The sequence below is a fragment of the Aureisphaera galaxeae genome (assembly GCF_028561275.1).
GTDB lineage: Bacteria > Bacteroidota > Bacteroidia > Flavobacteriales > Flavobacteriaceae > Aureisphaera > Aureisphaera galaxeae.
Genome location: NZ_JAQQTF010000010.1, coordinates 213031 through 229543 on the forward strand (window position 1 = coordinate 213031; position 16513 = coordinate 229543).

The window sequence follows — 16513 nt, forward strand, 5'->3', positions numbered from 1 at the left end:
AGGGCCTGATTATCGACTAATGGAAGTTTAGTTTAGACGAAGGGTCGACTTGCTTAGATGAAGCTTGCTATATATGCTAAGATTTCCACCTATAGTAAGTCGCTTGTAAGGATAGGAGTATTGCCATAAGTGCTATCTGCACCCAAATTACTTCGGCAAAGGAATTATGAAAACCCATGATTCCAACAATTTGCAGGATACCAAAGAGAGCAGATAAAATGATGGGGAAAAAGCGATCCAGCGACATAAAGTAGTACACGAACAAATTTGAGAATGCAAAAAGTGATGTCGCAATGGCATAAAGTCCCAGATATGGCGCAATGGGCATATATTCTTCTCCGAAAAGAAGTAATACCATAGTTTCAGGAATAACAAATGACGCAGTTAACAATACCAATATCAATAAGGTAATAATAGTTAGGTAGTTATTGAAAAGTCGTTTTGTACACTTCCCTTCCCTTCGTGACTTGATCACTTTAGGAAGCAATAGCATGATAAGCATCCAGCTAGAAAAATAGATAACCCTTCCAATAAGTGCCAAGGAGGCATAAAGGCCTGCTTCTTCCGTGCCGAAGTAATGCTTAACCAGTAGAATATCGCTGTTATTGCAAATAATTTGGGTGCCTTCATATAGTGCCGTATACCATAAAAAGACTTTTATTTGGCCCTTAATTGAAGGGGACAGGCGTTCTTTTGCTGTATTGTATAATTTTCTAAAAGGATAAAGGCCCAGTACAAACGAAAATCCTATCCCAGTCACTACGGCCAATAAAGGTTCACTTCTCCATAATAATACTAGCGATAGTGTAAGGAGGAGTCGTGCCCACATCTCCATCTGATAGGATCCAGAAAGATTTAGAAAATCCTGACGTCCTTGTAGATATCCACGTCGTATACTCATCGCAAAGTAAATGGGAACAAACAAACCGAATATGAGGAATGCATTTCCAGATTCTGTTTTAAAAATTTCCTGCAATGCATCTGAAAAGAAGATGAATGCAGCACCAATACAAAGACCCAATGCTAGAGCTCTTTTCCAAATCCATCTTACAATAGAAGACGAATTTACCACGTCTGTGGCAACAAATTTGGTTACCCCTAATTGAAATGTCATCGCTATGAATGATAGCACAAGCAATAACGTTACGAATAGTGCTGCATCCGAAAATTGGGTGGGCCCCAACATTCGCCCCAGTATTATATTATAAAGGTAATTTCCTCCATTTACCAATACACTACTAAGGACAAATATTTGTTCTGGGGAAAAGCTTCGGGGTAGGGCTTTACTAAACATTGTGCTGGTTTTATGCTAGGCGGCCAACAAATATTCAGTATATAATTGCCTGAATGGACCTAAGATTTTTTGGTTATTTTTCGCCAACACTTTAAAGGTTTTATATCCTTTTTGTGCCCTTTCGTAAAGATCGGACATCAACATGGCTCCCGAGAGGTCAATATCATCTAAATCGGAAATATCGATGGTTACTATCTCGCTCTCCTTTATTTTATGGATGAAAAAGGGACGAATCTCTTTTACGATTGTACTGTTTAATCTACCGGACAATTGATATGTGTTTCCTGTGTTCTGAATTTTTAGTGCCATATTTCTATTATTTTAATTTATCTAAACATTTATTTTGGTTTCCATCGTATACTACTCGCAAATGGTTATGTAAAGTCCCTTCACTGGACTTGTAAACTATTTTCATTACTGTAGAAGGATATAAAGTAATAACTCGCATAGGCTTATATCTTTAAGGTTACGAGGCAAATATCACTTTCCATTTTGAAAGCAATATCCCATAATCGATGGTTTGACGATAAGTGTAGACGAATGGTAAGATAATGTCCATAAAGCTCCTTCAAAGTTCCTGCCTATTAAAAGCTCACACTTTCGCCAAGGTATTTCGCACCGTGAGATATCCAAGTTTTGATAAAACAGCAATGGGCGTTTGTTGAAGTTCCATGAAATACGGTTTTCCTTCGGCCAAAGGGCCTTTCCCTTAGATTAAAAAAATGAACTCGCGCATTAACTTGGCATTATAAATAAACACCACATGAAAACGGTTTTTTACATTTTAATTGCCCTTGTATTTAGCCCATTGCACGGTCAGAATATGAATGAAGGATTTTCTTTGCTAGAAGAAATGAAATATTCGGAAGCGGCTACATATTTTAACAACTTACTGGAGGAACATCCCGAAAACATCACCGCCAAAATCTGCAAAGCACGCGCACTAGGTTTGGATGGAAAAACACAGTTGGCCAAAAGGCAATTCTCGGATTTATTGAAAAAATATCCTGAGAATTTCGAAATCCAGCTGAATTATTCTGAATCCCTTTTATGGAATAAAGATTTTCTTGAGGCAGAGAAATATTATCTATCACTTTATGAAAAACATCCCTCCCACTTCACGGTTCTTCTAGGGCTAGCCAACAGTCTTTCCAATCTAAAAAATTACGATGACGCACTAACCTATATAAACAAAGCCTTACACCAAAAACCTAAAAACCATAATGCGGAGTTATCACGTAAATACATGCTTCTGGGAAAGGCAGAACAGGAACTTAAACAGGATAATTTTGATCTGGCTCATGCGCTATGGGAAAAAATCTTGGACGACTTTCCAATGGATTTAGATGCATTATGGTCTCAAGGACATGGATATCTCATACAACAAAACTGGATTGCTGCAGAACGAACTTTTGGCCAAATAGAAGACCCTGTCCATTCCCAAATGGGGCTTGGACTGGTGTTTTACAAACAAGGTATTATGAAAAAGGCCCTAAGTCATTCCTTGCATGCCAAAAACAAAGTTAACAAGGAAGATGCAAACTTATACTTGAAAGCAACTGTGCAATACCTAAATGCCTTGTTATGGAATTCGAAGTTCAAACTGGCCAGAAACGGAATTCAAGCATTGGAAAATGATTTTCCAAATACGATCGAGGCTCATAATATGTGGGCTCAATATGGTATGTATACGGGTAATTTTAAACTAAGCATTGCCAAATTCCGTACGATTTTGGAATCCAAACCCAATTCTTTTGATGGTCTATTAGGTATGGCGAATGCGCAAAGAGCCTTGGGAAACCAGAAAAAGGCCCGCGAGTTTGCCAAACGTACCCTACACGTGTACCCGAACCAAAAAGACGCTTTGAGATTACTCGACAAAATGGATAAGGAAGCCAGACCAAAAACCATTACAAAGGCATTATACAGTTGGGATAATGGGAATAACATAGCCCAAACATTTGGTGCAACGACCACGTGGTCGCCATCTGCCAAATGGAATGTTTTCTTTAATTACGAAAATAGGAATGCTACCAACCAAAATTTAGGAGAGAAAGCTACCATGCATAAACAAGAATTAGGTGGAAGTTACCAAATTAGAAATAAAACTTGGGTCAAGGGATCCCTAGGGTTTATCAATAACAAGGGGGACGTAACAACCTATAATGAAGTCGTGGCAAGTGCCTCTTTCGAGGCTGAGCCTACGCCAAGACAATATGTTAAGATTGGTTTTCAACGTGACCTAGAGACTTTCAATGCCACCTTACTCAATGAAAGAATTCATATGGCTCATTGGTTCGTTCAACATAATATTGTTTCGAGAAACGGAATGGGATGGTATACAAGTTATAGGCATACCAATCTGTCCGACGGTAATGTTCGCAATCTCCTGTTTTCATCTGTTTATAAAAGCTTATTTAAAAAACCTTCTATTAAAACAGGCGTCAACTATCAATTTATGACTTATAACGAATCGAGGACAACCCTTTATTTTAGTCCGTTAACGTATCACACCACCGAAGTATTCTTAGACGGAACTATAAAAAATGACAAATGGCAGGGACTATTAACTATAGCCTCAGGGTATCAATGGATAGAAACCGATAGCCCTACGGTTACCTTAAGATGTCAGGGTAGCATTACCTATAATTTGGGAAAAGAATTTTCATTCAAGGCAAGTGGTAAATACAGCTCAATTGCCGCATCCAATGCCGGAGGGTTTAACTACAAAGAATTGGGTCTTCATCTCATTTGGGTACCTTACCCCAAAACTTCGAAACAGATTAAAGTAGATTAAGGCGTCTCATAAGTTCAGGTCTATTAGATCTGCTTATGGGGACCACATCTTTTTCGATTAGAACACTATTATCCTCTATATCAATAATTCTAGTGAAATTAATAATATAGGATCTGTGTATCTTAAGGAACAAATGATCTGGCAACTTTTCCTCGATTTTTTTTAGCGTGGAATGCACCGTATAATTCTTTTCACTTGTTTTTATAAGGATATAGTCTCCCTTGGCCTCAATTAGGAATATCTTCTCGAAATCAATCTTAATCAATCTTCGATCAATATTTACATAAAGCTCCTTTTTTTCGTCTTTCTTTTCTTTGGTATCTGGAGTGTTAACCTTTGGTACACTCTCAGTTTTTACAGCTCTTTGTATCGCCCTTTCAAATCTTGGAAGTTCTAAAGGCTTTACCAAATAATCCACGATACAGTCGTATTCGAAGGCTTCGATTGCCAAATCCCTGTCGGATGTCGTAAGGATAATTTTTGGAGGAGATTTCAAAGTATCAATGAAATCAAAGCCGGTAAAGTCCGGCATATGAATATCGAGAAAAATTAAATCTACCTTATTTTTGTTTAGGTATTTGAAGGCTTCCATCGCATTGGGGAATTCTGCGATCAATTCCAAATAATCAATTTGGGAACATAGATGGGAAATAATAGCCCGTGAAGCCGATTCATCATCAACTACAATACATTTCATAAGCAGGAAAGGTTAAAGTTCTTCCACAAAATCTGTCATAACTTGGAGAATGGCTTCGAACTCCCCTCGACCTTTATAGCTTCCGCTTTTAAGGTTTTCTTCGAACCTCTCTGCCATATGATAATTTTCCTCCATCCCCAAAATACTAATTTTATGTTTAAGTTTATGAACACAGGCAGCAATATTAGGGAGATTATTGCTTAACACACTTTCCCGATACTTCTGTATTTCATCGGGTAACTCCTCTTTCACTATTTGAAGCAAGCGAGCCTTGAAAGCTTTGTCTCCAGAACACAAATTGTCTATATACAAGAAGTTGGGTTTTTCCATTACATTTTTTTGAGGGAGAAATAAAAAGTAGTCCCCTCTCCTACCGTGCTTTCCAATTTAATATCCCCACCATGAAGTTCCACGATTTTCTTGACCAGGGCCAAACCAATTCCTGTGGACTCTTTATGTTTATTCAAAGATTGAAATATTTTGAAAATCTTCTTGTGGTATTTTTTTTCAATCCCTATACCATTGTCTTTAACAAAGAAGGCGTAATGATCCTCTTCCTCTTTCACTCCAACATCGATTATTCCCTTTTCCTTATCGCTGTAACGTAGCGCATTTCCGAGTAGGTTTTGAAACAATTGGATTAGACGTGTACGATCACCACTTATTATTGGTAAGTTTGGTTCAATATTTACACTAATATGATCTGGGACATATAGTAGATGCATTACATCTTTCAACAATTCATTGAGTTCTATCCTTTCTTTATTCAAAGAATCGGAATTAATGCTGCTGTAATTCAATATCCCCGTAATAAGGCTTTCCATTCGTTCTAATGTGCCTTCAATAAGTTGAATGTTTTCCTTGGATTGTTCATTCAGCACCTCATCATTATCCTCCTTAATCCAGTTAACCAAGGCATAAATACTTCGAAGCGGTGATTTAAGATCGTGCGATACAATATGGGCATACTCCTCCAATTCCTCATTACTTTTTTCCAATTGCTCCAAAAGGATGGTATTTTTCTGCTGGACGATTTCACGTTCTTTCAACACGATCGCATTCTTGAGTTGCAGTGATACAAGCCGTGCTATGTTTCGAAGGGTTCTGAGGTGATCCTTGGTAAAATAATCTTTACTGGGATGTTCAGAATCGATAACGGCAATGACCTCCCCATCAAATAGAATGGGAACTGTAATCTCGGATAACCTAGAATCGTCATCCATAATATATCGTGGATCTTTGGAGGTATCCCCTATACGTTCTGCTTTTCCCGATTGGGCTACCGAACCAACGATTCCCTGTCCCATTGGGATCGAAATTTTATCTTTTATTTCACCATCCGAAGCCAATTTTTGTCCATAAGCAGCAATTTGCTCGAGGATATTTTCATTCGGGTGAACCAAGTATATAACGCAATCTTCAGTTCCTAAATAATCTGCAATTTTATTCGTTATTTCCCATGCAATATTGTGGATGTCTACCTTTCCCAAAACAGAATGGGCTACTTGATTGATCACCTCTAACATCAAAGCCTTCTCACGTTCTAATGTTACATCTTCAATTAACGCAACCTGGTATTTTATTTTACCATGTTCATCTCTAATAGCACTTACATTCGTCTTCGCCCAAAGCAGCGCCCCATCTTTCTTTATATAGCGCTTGTCGATTACGAAATTGTCAATCTTTCCAGCATCCATTTGTTCTAGTTTATCCTTGCTCAATGGGAAATCTTCCTTTAAAGAGATGTCTTTAATGGAAAGATTAGATATATCTTCCTCGGAATATCCCAACAGATTTCTGAAGGTTTGGTTAGATTTAAGAAAGTTGCCGTTTTCGGTAAGAACAATTCCCACTGAGGAGTTGTCCAGGATAATATCCAGTTGACTTTTCTGCTCTTGAATGAGTTCGTTGGTCTCTTTTATATGCGTAATATCACGAACAATGCCTTGAGCGGCCACCGGATTACTATCTTTATCGTAGACCAAACTCGCATTAATTTGCACCCAACGAACCCTTTTATCCTTGGTGAAAATTCGTGCCTGATAATTGGTAAAATGCCCTTTTTCACTTAGTTCCTTAAAGGAATCCATTGCGTACAAATAATCGTCCTTATAAATAAGACTGATCACATTAAGTGGACCATCATCCAAAGTATGCGAAAATAAATCGGAAGCCGTCTCATTCATTTTAAGAACATTTCCGGCAAGATCCATCACTACGTATGCATCTGCTATATTCTCGAATATTCCCTGCAACTGAGATGTTTTCTCAGTAACTAAGGTTTCTAATTTTGCTTTCGATTTTTGGAGTTCCTGATTTAATGAAAATAACTCGGCAGACTTTTCCTCCAATATTCGTTCTGCCGCCTTGCGGGCTTCTTTCTCACGAGCTAATGCTCGCTTAATTATGTCAATGGACTCTTTACTCATTTTGAGTTATACTGAATTTTACTTCAGTTCCATCCGGGCGAATTTTTTCCAGTAGTATGGTGGCGGAGGCATTAAAATGTTCGAAGGTCTTATTCATAAGGCCAAGTCCAAAATTATATAACGCTCTGCTAGAACTGTAAACCATAATTAAGCTTTTCGGAGTCTTATCCAAGACCTTAAAGGTAGGCAATTCTGCATCGGGATAGATCTTTCTAACTTCCACATGAATATGATTCTCTATAGAGGAGAGAAGATCAATGGGTGTATTATATATATCGAGTAAAAAACTATAATTAGTCACTAAGACGTTGAAAAAATGTTCACCGTAAACCAGAAGCAAATCATCTGGATCTATCTCGGTATGTTCACTTAAACGTGTCAACAATTGCAACATCTCCGAAAATTCATACGTCCCAACCGCTGTATAAATTCCATTGGATTTAAGATCCGATTCCTCTATAATTCGGTCTACCATTTCTAATCCGAATTTGGTCTCAACCAATTCTAGAAATTCTGTAAATACGATCCCTTTCATCTACGGTTTTATTAGCTCGTTGTTCGTCCAGTAAGTTAATAAACATCTTATTCTTTCCATATATTCATTATACTTAAGGGGCTTTAGTATATATCCAGCTATCCCAATTTCATAGCAACTTAATAGATCATTTCGGTTTATTGAAGTTGTCAAAATAATGGTGGGAAGATATTTAAACCTACTATCTTGTTTTAAGATAGACAGAAATTCGAGACCAGACATTTTAGGCATATTTAGATCTAACAAAATGATATCTGGAAGACCGCTTAGCTCCTCCAAATACCGCAATGCCTCTTCTCCATTTTCGGAAATTGCAATTTCATGATCTGCCTCTAGGGAATCAATGGTTCTTTTAAACTTTAAAACTTCTATCTGATCGTCCTCAATTAATAAGATGTTCAATTTCACAGCAATATTTAACTAAAGGTTAGGCTTTTAAAACCTAAAAATCGCTCAGTTGTCGGACTTATTGCATTTGTTACGGTCTAATGACCATAAAGTGTCGACGGATGGCAGTTAAGTGTCGACGAATGGTTTTCAATGCAGATGCCTAATTCCTTTCTTTCAACCAAGAAACCAAAAAAGACAAATACTCATGACTCATCCATTGCGTTTCTAGATGGAAAAGGGTATGGCTAGCGTCCTTTATTATCTTTATTTCCAAGGGTAGATCGGGGTTTTCACTCTGTAGCGCTTCTACATAGCGAATGCTCTTTTTGGTGTTTACATTTTTGTCATTCTCAGCCGATATCTTAAGTACTGGGACCGTGCTCCCGGCCATTAGCGGAATCGGGTCGAAGTCTCCATTCTTCTCCCACCATATAGGGCGTTTTTTTCTAACACGGTGCGTCACAAAGGGAGCTATGACCGCAGAGAAAAATCCAAGCCCGATATCATTCTTAACCTCGTAAGAAAGCTGCTTTCTCGGAGTTTGCACCGAACCCACCACATCGACCACAAAATCGATTTTATCCGTTTTACTGGCTACCAAATGACTTACCCAAGCTCCTTGGCTTATTCCCATAAGTCCAATTTTGTCTATGTTTAGCATGCGATCGGCTTTCATAAACTCCACGCCAGCAAGGGCATCACCTGCGAAATCGGAAAAGGAAGCATCGTGCCAAGTCCCCATCGATCTTCCGCATCCTCTTTTATCTGGTAATAGTACATGAAAACCTTCCGAAGCCAAATAATGCGCTTGGTATTGATACCAGAAACTATCCCGATCGCTATCCCCAGAACCATGAATCATTACAATGCCTACCCTTTCATTTGTATCTTCCGGAATGAGCAGTGAACCCGTCAATTTCACTTCTCCATTATAATAGGCCACCTCTTTGGTCGTATAAGGCCCCATTGCAATCTTAGTAAGTTCAAGACGCGTTTCGCTCTTGGGGAGATTCAAGACTAACTTTAATAGATCCCCTTCCCTTAGAATATTTAGTTCAGAAGTGAGGGAATCCTTATCCATATCAAAATTATTCACATCGATTTGGCGGAACAGATACGATTTATTGTTAGCGCGTATCGAGTCATAATGGTTCAGCATAATATCCGAATTGGCACTCCAGGTAAGTTCGTACATCTTGTTTTCGGAAGATTGGTACCAACCTATCAAATCATCGAATTGTCGATTTTCATTAGGTAAAGGATATTGGTAAATAATGGATTCTTCTTCTACAGGTAAGGCATAGTAGATAAAAGGACTCATGAGCATAAGCCCTATGGTAATAAGTATTTTCTTTGAACGTGATGAACGTAGGATTCTTTTCGCATACAGACTCTTAGAAACTGGAATGTGATGGGATTTGACTATCATACCATTTGATTTATTAAGGGTTACAACTACACCTCACAAAGCAAGACAACATTCCAAAGTCATCGGGATAATAAAAAGTAAACAATGGTTAAGGAAGAAGTTAAATTGGTTATCCAAAAGTTAACGGCGCCTGAAAACTGCAGCTACTTACTATATTTGGTAAAAGTGAAACTCAATACCAGACAAATACAGATCCTATTTTTTGCTATAACCTTTTGTTTGGTTGGACTCATTGTATTGCAGGTTAATTGGCTTAATAAGTCCATTAATTCTAACGAGCGCCTTTTCCTTCAGACCATGGATTTCGCCACCTATCGAGCTGCCGAAATCTATAGGGAGCAATCCGACTTGCCCGAATATATCCATCGTAAGATTATAAACCCATCTACGGACACCCTAGGCATCGATGGAAAACTCAAACAGATAATCAATACCGCTTTTCAGGAACGGAACTTACCCTTATCCTATACCTACGGGATATACAAGCAAGATGGGGTACATTCGAATCTCGTCTTTGGAGATACGGAGGTTTTCATTCTGGAGAATGCAAGCTGCACGCAAAAGCCCCAAGGTAAATTTTCATGGGCACCGCTCACATGCAATATGGGATATGGAGACGGTAATGACTATCAGTTAGCCGTGCATCCCAATAAAGGTACTTTCATAGCCATTCAGGTACGGTATACCCTATTCCTGTCTATATTGTTTATCGCGCTTGTATTGTTTGGGTTTTACTATTTAACGAAAATTATCAAACGACAGAGAAAGGTTTCGGAAATGAAAAACGATTTCATCAACAACCTTACCCATGAGTTTAAAACCCCTATTTTCTCCATAAGTCTGGCTTCCAAGTCACTTCGAAAATCATTTGATTCGAAAATCTCGGATACGGAAGCAACTTTTCTGGATGTTATCGATACCGAAGGAGAAAGATTGAAACAACAAGTGAACCGGATTTTACAACTTTCCCTTCTGGAAAACAAAAAGATAGAGTTGGCTATTTCCAAAGTCAATTTACACGATTTAATTAAAGGAGTTACGGATGACTTTTCCTTAATACTTGAAAAAGCGAAGGGGAAAATTCAATGGAAACTTAATGCCCCCAATGCGATAATCGAAGGAGATGAATTACATTTAAGTAACTGTATTAAAAATATTGTGGACAATGCCATAAAATATTCTGAAGCTAGCCCCATGATTACCATCAGCACGCATCAAGGGCAAAATAGCCACATTAGGATTGTTTTTGAAGATAATGGGATTGGAATGGACAAGGAGAAACAGAAAAGAATATTCGATAAATTTTATAGAGTCGGCACGGGCGACCTTCACGATGTAAAAGGTTTCGGTGTGGGATTGAGTTATGTGAAAGAAATCATTATCCTTCATAAGGGATCCATCGTAGTAAAAAGCCAGAAAGGAAAGGGCAGTACTTTTACCATAGAATTACCAATGTATGAGCAAAAGGTATAACATACTATTAGCTGAAGACGACGAGAATCTGGGCTATATACTTTCGGAATACCTAAAGTTAAATGGCTTCGAAATTCGCTTGGTGAAAAATGGTGCAGATGCCCTCAAGGCCTTTCAGCAAGAGCCCTTCGGCCTAGGTATTTTTGATGTTATGATGCCCATCATGGATGGATTCACACTAGCGAAACATATAAGGGAAGCGTCTTCTTCTTTCCCTATCATTTTTTTAACGGCAAAAGGCCTTAAAGTGGATGTCCTTAAAGGATTTAAGTTGGGTGCGGACGATTATATTAAGAAACCCGTGAATGAAGAAGAACTGGTAGCTCGCGTGCATGCGGTTTTACGAAGGACAACTTCTATGACCGAGGCAGAAGTACAAGAGGCATCTGTTTTTGAAATCGGACAATACCAATTCGATTATAAGAATCAGACGTTACAAATAGCCGACGAAACCGTTTCCCTTACACAAAGGGAATCCAATATTTTGAAACTTCTGTGCCAATACGAGGGAAAAATTCTAGATCGTAAAATGGCACTGCGAAAACTTTGGGGCAATAGCGATTACTTTAACCGAAAGAGCATGGATGTATTTATCTACAAATTGCGGAAGTATCTCGCAAAAGATCCCAAAGTATCCATCAAGAACATTCATGGGAAAGGGTTTATTCTTGAGGTGAAAGAAACGCCGTATGGAGATTCTTAAATGGCCAAAGCCAAACTAACGATCCGGATTATTCAGAATAATTAGGGCGGCAATAACGCCAGGCACCCAACCACAAAGGGTTAATAAGATTACGATGATGATAGATCCACAGCCTTTATCGATGACTGCTAGGGGTGGAAATAAAATTGACAGGAGGACTCTCCAAAAACTCATGGGCTTAATGTACTAAGGTGATTCATCTATATGTGGCAGTAAAACTACTTTTGTTACAAAAGTGTTTCTCGTATATTAGCTCAACGAACATGAGAACGAAAATAGTATGCATCCTGTGTCTTCTTATGAGCCCATTTCTTTGGGCTCAATATCAGTTTTCTGGTAAAGTGAATGAGGAACACTTGGACGGAAGAATCTATCTCTCTGTAGTAGAGGATTATAGAAAAATTTCTGGAGTGTATCCTGAGCAAATTCTGGCAGAGACACAAGCCGACTCTACGGGTCACTTTCGTTTTTCGGGCAACAACCTTCCAGATGAAAATCGAATTTATCGCATCCATATCGACAATTGCGATGAGGAAGAAGAACGGTTGAATCATTTTACGGGACATTGCCCCAACAGTAAGGAGATCGTTTTTGTAGCCAATAATGCAACTACTTTGCTACTACCCTTCTCTTTCGAAAATGAAATGTTCTGCGAAGTGGTTTCCAAAAATGAACAGTCGAAGGCCTTACTGAAAATCGATTCCCTAAAGAGCGATATGCGTTTTGCCTTTGGTACGTATCGCAGCGAAGCCAACCGAAAGCTTAACTCCAAAAAGTGGTTCAGTATCTTACAACAGTATGGCGAGCAACTTCAGGAACCCTTGGCAGAATTGTACAGTTATGCCTTCCTTAGTGACCGAAGCAACGAATTGTATGGTTACTATCTTGAGGATTTAAAGAAGAACACCTATTACGATAATCTATTGGTGCGTCTTCAGGAAAAGTATCCTGAAAGCCCATATACCGAACAATATGCGGCCGAGCTGCAATCCGATCGGTATCTCATCGCCCAACATGCCAAGAGTAGCCTACCCTGGTGGTTCTGGTTACTTGGAGGTGTATTATCGGTTTCCTTACTGGGGAATTATTACTTCTTCAGAAAAAATAGAAAGCTGCAACAAAAAGAAGTTGGCAAGTCCCATTTAACACAGCAAGAAAATAAGGTGCTGGAGCTTATCCTTCAAGATAAAAGCAATAAGGAAATAGCCTCCCAGCTTTTTGTAAGCGTTAGTACCGTGAAAACGCACATTAATAACGTATATAAAAAACTAAATGTGTCCTCCCGAGACGAAGTAAAGAAGAAACTGGCTTAGAGTCGGTTACCGAAATTCCACCGGGGGTCTAGCCCCTATTTCCAACGTCCATTCCTTTCCTTTTTTCGCGATCGAATTCATCTTCGTACCATCAACTCAAAAACCGAACAAAGATGAATTTGAAATTAATCCCTACCCTGTGTTTCCTTTTGCTTTCTACAATCGCTGCAGCGCAACCCTTCAACCAAGAAATTACCCCTGAAGGGAAATCGCCCTACTTATTGGGAAAAATAAATAAAGAAGGATTCGCTGCCGAAAACTATCCTTGGTTTGCCGAAAATTACGATGCCTATCAACCCAACGAAATAGCTGTAGATACCTTGCAAAGGCATTTGGACAAATACACCATCACCGCTTTTATGGGAACCTGGTGCGGGGACAGCAAACGGGAAGTCCCACGATTCTACAAAGTGCTCGAAGCAACCAACTTCCCTATGGAACGACTTACGATGGTAGCGGTAAGCCGGGATCGCGACACCTATAAACAAAGTCCTGGAGGGGAACATGAATCTTTAAACATTCATAGGGTGCCTACTTTTGTTGTTTACAAAAACGGAAGGGAAGTAAATCGTATCGTAGAATCTCCGGTCGTATCCTTGGAAGAGGACTTGGCCAAAATCATCGATAAGGACTACACCCCAAATTATGCCGGAGTGACTTTGGTACATGAGATGCTTATGGAAATGGACCTTCAGAAATTCGAAAGGAAGCAAAAGAAATTAATATCCAAACTAAAAGAGACGTTAAAAAGCCCTTTCGAACTCAACACCTACTCCACGGTTTTGTTTTATGCCCACCGAAAGGAAGAGGCCCTTGCTGTAGGGAAACTGAATGTTCAGTTATTCCCCGATGAACCGAGAATTTATGCAAGTCTTGGGGCCAAATATGGTCAGATGGGTGATTATGAAAACGCCACCAAGAATTACGAAAAAGCGATTTCCATGGATCCGGAAAATGAACGTTTTCAAAATGCGTTGAAGGAACTGCAAAGCTCATTGGATGGCATGTAATTGGGCCGAACCGACAAAAAGAAATCCCTATTGAAAAACACATAGTTTGTCTGTATCTTTGCCTCTTATTTTTATAGATAGCTATGCAACTTTCAGAACAAGAGCTCGTACGACGCGAGAAGCTAGCGCAACTGCGCCAGATGGGAATAGATCCCTATCCACCCGAATTATATCCTGTAGACCATACCACGTCTCAAATAAAACAGGAATATAAAGAGGGTAAAAAGGTGACTATTGCTGGACGCCTTATGTCCCGTCGTATTCAAGGAAAGGCATCCTTTGCCGAGCTTCAGGATAGCGAAGGACGTATACAGGTCTACTTTAACCGCGACGAAATTTGTCCGGGAGAAGATAAGACCCAGTACAACGATGTCTATAAAAGACTCTTGGACATTGGTGATTTTATCGGAATCGTAGGAGAGCTTTTCACTACTCAAGTAGGTGAAAAGACCGTAATGGTAAAAGAATTCGTCTTGCTTTCCAAGGCATTGAAGCCATTACCCCTTCCAAGAGAGAAAGACGGAGTGGTTTTTGATGCATTTACCGATCCAGAACAACGTTACCGTCAGCGCTATGCCGATTTGGTGGTAAACCCTAAGGTAAAAGACACCTTTGTAAAGCGTACCAAAATAAATAATGTCATTCGTGATTTTTATAACGAAATGGGCTTTTTGGAAGTAGAAACTCCCATCTTACAACCCATTCCGGGGGGGGCAGCCGCACGTCCTTTTGTGACGCATCACAATGCGCTCAATATTCCATTATACCTGCGTATTGCCAATGAATTGTATCTGAAAAGATTGATCGTAGGTGGTTTCGATGGTGTCTACGAATTTGCCAAGGATTTCCGTAACGAAGGAATGGACCGTACCCACAATCCGGAATTCACCGTAATGGAGATGTATGCGGCTTATAAGGACTACCACTGGATGATGGACACTACCGAGAAACTCCTCGAAAAAATTGCTTTGGAACTCCACGGAACTACCAAAGTTCAGTTTGGGGAAAATATCATTGACTACAAGGCACCGTACCAGCGCATCGGGATTTTAGATGCCATTAAGGAACATACAGGTTATGATCTATTCCAAAAGAGTGAAGAAGAAATTCGAGAAGTATGTAAAGCGTTGGATCTTGAAGTGGACGAAACCTTTGGAGTAGGAAAAATGATCGATGAAATTTTCGGTGAGAAGTGCGAGCACAATTACATTCAGCCGACCTTTATCATGGACCATCCTGTGGAAATGAGTCCGTTGACCAAGAAACACCGAAGCAAAGAAGGTCTTACCGAACGTTTCGAGTTAATGGTAAATGGAAAAGAGTTGGCCAACGCCTATACGGAGTTGAACGATCCCATCGATCAGCGGGAACGTTTTGAAGATCAATTGAAGCTATCCGAAAAAGGAGATGACGAAGCCATGTTCATTGATCAGGATTTCTTACGTGCCTTGGAATATGGAATGCCGCCAACTTCAGGAATTGGAATAGGGATAGATCGCTTGACTATGTTCATGACCAATAACGAATCCATACAGGAAGTACTTTTCTTCCCACAGATGAAGCCCGAAGTGAAGCAGGTAGCGATGACAGATGAGGAAAAAGCGGTATTCGCCATTCTGAAGGACAATGCTCCTATGGACCTCAATGATCTAAAAGCGCAATCAGGGCTGAGCAACAAAAAGTGGGACAAAACCATTAAGGGATTAACCAAAAATGGCTTGGCCAAAGTAAACAAAACCGATGAGGGCTTGCTTGTAGAACTTGCGTAACCTATTTAAGATATTATTCAACTAAAGGAAATCGTCTTATGCGATTTCCTTTTCTTTTTAAAAGTTTTCGAAAAAAGAAAGGTTAAAGTTGGTTAATAAGAGGTTAATTACCAGGTGGTTAACAGCGTTTTAAGAAGAAACAGAATTACCTTTCTGTATTCATTCATCTTAAAACAACCGTTATGCAAACAATCAGATCCATTTTCCTAATTAGTGTGTTCATCGTATCGATCGCTTCGGTAGAAGCCCATACTGCCCTCGCAGCAGAAGACAATCCCACATTAAAAGAAGAGATTACAAAATTACTTCAGAACCCAGACTTTTCCGTTTCCAAGGACACCACGGTCAAAGTTCACCTCATGGTAAACAACAATAACGAATTGGTAATACTGTCTGTAGATACAGAAAAGGAACCTATAGAGTATTTCATTAAAGGAAGATTAAACTATCGCAAAATGAAAAATGTTCTTAAAAAAGGAGAACTCTATATCCTACCTGTGACGATTACTTCAGAATAAAACCATAAGAACCCATTGGTTAATGAAAGGAGCTGTACTATAGCTCCTTTTTTTTGGACCCCATTAAAAAAGATGTGTCTCGATGGGTATTAATGAATCACGAGGAACTTTATTAGCTTGCTTATTTGTAATTACTATTTTAGTCACTTCAATGTA

Annotated in this window: 16 protein-coding genes; 7 read left to right on the forward strand and 9 right to left on the reverse strand. The window is 39.3% G+C overall.

All coding sequences use genetic code 11. The features are described from left to right. Nucleotides 1–76: 76 nt before the first annotated feature. Nucleotides 77–1294, reverse strand: coding sequence for an oligosaccharide flippase family protein (locus POV27_RS16635; RefSeq protein ID WP_272863921.1), 1218 nt, complete (start codon nucleotides 1292–1294; stop codon nucleotides 77–79). Between the two features lie 15 nt (nucleotides 1295–1309). Beyond that, entirely contained in the window at nucleotides 1310–1603 is a 294-nt protein-coding gene (locus POV27_RS16640) for an STAS domain-containing protein (RefSeq protein WP_272863922.1), read from the reverse strand. 454 nt (nucleotides 1604–2057) lie between these two features. Here POV27_RS16640 and POV27_RS16645 point away from each other — a divergent pair, with 454 nt between their 5' ends. Then, on the forward strand, nucleotides 2058–4091 hold the full coding sequence (locus POV27_RS16645) for a tetratricopeptide repeat protein (protein ID WP_272863923.1): 2034 nt from the start codon (nucleotides 2058–2060) through the stop codon (nucleotides 4089–4091). Here POV27_RS16645 and POV27_RS16650 read toward each other — a convergent pair. The 6 genes from POV27_RS16650 to POV27_RS16675 all read right to left on the reverse strand — a co-directional run bounded on the left by POV27_RS16650 (nucleotide 4078) and on the right by POV27_RS16675 (nucleotide 9571). Beyond that, nucleotides 4078–4788, reverse strand: coding sequence for a LytR/AlgR family response regulator transcription factor (locus POV27_RS16650; protein ID WP_272863924.1), 711 nt, complete (start codon nucleotides 4786–4788; stop codon nucleotides 4078–4080). The genes POV27_RS16645 and POV27_RS16650 overlap by 14 nt on opposite strands. Nucleotides 4789–4800: 12 nt before the next feature. Further along, a complete protein-coding gene (locus tag POV27_RS16655; RefSeq protein WP_272863925.1) occupies nucleotides 4801–5118 on the reverse strand; it encodes an Hpt domain-containing protein in 318 nt (105 codons plus the stop codon). Continuing rightward, the gene (locus tag POV27_RS16660) at nucleotides 5118–7217 is read right to left on the reverse strand and encodes a PAS domain S-box protein (protein WP_272863926.1); all 2100 of its coding nucleotides are present in this window, start codon (nucleotides 7215–7217) and stop codon (nucleotides 5118–5120) included. The genes POV27_RS16655 and POV27_RS16660 overlap by 1 nt, the downstream gene beginning before the upstream one ends. Further along, a complete protein-coding gene (locus tag POV27_RS16665; RefSeq protein ID WP_272863927.1) occupies nucleotides 7210–7752 on the reverse strand; it encodes a heme NO-binding domain-containing protein in 543 nt (180 codons plus the stop codon). Before POV27_RS16665 ends, POV27_RS16660 begins: the two co-directional genes overlap by 8 nt. Next, nucleotides 7753–8154 (reverse strand): response regulator, encoded by a 402-nt coding sequence (locus tag POV27_RS16670; RefSeq protein ID WP_419179953.1) that lies wholly within the window; start codon nucleotides 8152–8154, stop codon nucleotides 7753–7755. 148 nt (nucleotides 8155–8302) lie between these two features. Next, the gene (locus tag POV27_RS16675) at nucleotides 8303–9571 is read right to left on the reverse strand and encodes an alpha/beta hydrolase family protein (RefSeq protein ID WP_272863928.1); all 1269 of its coding nucleotides are present in this window, start codon (nucleotides 9569–9571) and stop codon (nucleotides 8303–8305) included. Between the two features lie 84 nt (nucleotides 9572–9655). On the opposite strand from POV27_RS16675, the gene POV27_RS16680 reads away from it, so the two are divergent. Then, nucleotides 9656–11044, forward strand: coding sequence for a sensor histidine kinase (locus tag POV27_RS16680; RefSeq protein ID WP_272863929.1), 1389 nt, complete (start codon nucleotides 9656–9658; stop codon nucleotides 11042–11044). Beyond that, nucleotides 11028–11747: a response regulator transcription factor gene (locus POV27_RS16685; RefSeq protein WP_272863930.1), complete on the forward strand. Its 720-nt coding sequence runs from the start codon at nucleotides 11028–11030 to the stop codon at nucleotides 11745–11747. The genes POV27_RS16680 and POV27_RS16685 overlap by 17 nt, the downstream gene beginning before the upstream one ends. Nucleotides 11748–11762: 15 nt before the next feature. On the opposite strand, the gene POV27_RS16690 is transcribed toward POV27_RS16685, so the two are convergent. Next, nucleotides 11763–11921: a YqaE/Pmp3 family membrane protein gene (locus tag POV27_RS16690; protein WP_272863931.1), complete on the reverse strand. Its 159-nt coding sequence runs from the start codon at nucleotides 11919–11921 to the stop codon at nucleotides 11763–11765. Nucleotides 11922–12010: 89 nt separating this feature from the next. On the opposite strand from POV27_RS16690, the gene POV27_RS16695 reads away from it, so the two are divergent. From POV27_RS16695 to POV27_RS16710, 4 genes are all read left to right on the forward strand, one after another. Continuing rightward, nucleotides 12011–13060, forward strand: coding sequence for a helix-turn-helix domain-containing protein (locus POV27_RS16695; RefSeq protein ID WP_272863932.1), 1050 nt, complete (start codon nucleotides 12011–12013; stop codon nucleotides 13058–13060). Between the two features lie 113 nt (nucleotides 13061–13173). After that, nucleotides 13174–14070, forward strand: a complete 897-nt coding sequence (locus tag POV27_RS16700) for a thioredoxin domain-containing protein (protein WP_272863933.1) — start codon at nucleotides 13174–13176, stop codon at nucleotides 14068–14070. Nucleotides 14071–14153: 83 nt separating this feature from the next. Beyond that, nucleotides 14154–15839 (forward strand): lysine--tRNA ligase, encoded by a 1686-nt coding sequence (lysS, locus tag POV27_RS16705; protein WP_272863934.1) that lies wholly within the window; start codon nucleotides 14154–14156, stop codon nucleotides 15837–15839. Nucleotides 15840–16021: 182 nt separating this feature from the next. Beyond that, nucleotides 16022–16357, forward strand: coding sequence for a hypothetical protein (locus POV27_RS16710; protein ID WP_272863935.1), 336 nt, complete (start codon nucleotides 16022–16024; stop codon nucleotides 16355–16357). Nucleotides 16358–16513: the final 156 nt, after the last annotated feature.

What these genes read in the sequence shown, in the direction of transcription:
- POV27_RS16710 (WP_272863935.1), top strand. Translation starts at nt 16,022, where the DNA reads ATGCAAACAATCAGATCCATTTTCCTAATTAGTGTGTTCATCGTATCG.
- POV27_RS16640 (WP_272863922.1), bottom strand. Translation starts at nt 1,603, where the DNA reads ATGGCACTAAAAATTCAGAACACAGGAAACACATATCAATTGTCCGGT.
- POV27_RS16650 (WP_272863924.1), bottom strand. Translation starts at nt 4,788, where the DNA reads ATGAAATGTATTGTAGTTGATGATGAATCGGCTTCACGGGCTATTATT.
- POV27_RS16700 (WP_272863933.1), top strand. Translation starts at nt 13,174, where the DNA reads ATGAATTTGAAATTAATCCCTACCCTGTGTTTCCTTTTGCTTTCTACA.
- POV27_RS16645 (WP_272863923.1), top strand. Translation starts at nt 2,058, where the DNA reads ATGAAAACGGTTTTTTACATTTTAATTGCCCTTGTATTTAGCCCATTG.
- POV27_RS16635 (WP_272863921.1), bottom strand. Translation starts at nt 1,294, where the DNA reads ATGTTTAGTAAAGCCCTACCCCGAAGCTTTTCCCCAGAACAAATATTT.
- lysS (WP_272863934.1), top strand. Translation starts at nt 14,154, where the DNA reads ATGCAACTTTCAGAACAAGAGCTCGTACGACGCGAGAAGCTAGCGCAA.
- POV27_RS16685 (WP_272863930.1), top strand. Translation starts at nt 11,028, where the DNA reads ATGAGCAAAAGGTATAACATACTATTAGCTGAAGACGACGAGAATCTG.
- POV27_RS16660 (WP_272863926.1), bottom strand. Translation starts at nt 7,217, where the DNA reads ATGAGTAAAGAGTCCATTGACATAATTAAGCGAGCATTAGCTCGTGAG.
- POV27_RS16675 (WP_272863928.1), bottom strand. Translation starts at nt 9,571, where the DNA reads ATGATAGTCAAATCCCATCACATTCCAGTTTCTAAGAGTCTGTATGCG.
- POV27_RS16695 (WP_272863932.1), top strand. Translation starts at nt 12,011, where the DNA reads ATGAGAACGAAAATAGTATGCATCCTGTGTCTTCTTATGAGCCCATTT.
- POV27_RS16680 (WP_272863929.1), top strand. Translation starts at nt 9,656, where the DNA reads ATGGTTAAGGAAGAAGTTAAATTGGTTATCCAAAAGTTAACGGCGCCT.
- POV27_RS16665 (WP_272863927.1), bottom strand. Translation starts at nt 7,752, where the DNA reads ATGAAAGGGATCGTATTTACAGAATTTCTAGAATTGGTTGAGACCAAA.
- POV27_RS16690 (WP_272863931.1), bottom strand. Translation starts at nt 11,921, where the DNA reads ATGAGTTTTTGGAGAGTCCTCCTGTCAATTTTATTTCCACCCCTAGCA.
- POV27_RS16655 (WP_272863925.1), bottom strand. Translation starts at nt 5,118, where the DNA reads ATGGAAAAACCCAACTTCTTGTATATAGACAATTTGTGTTCTGGAGAC.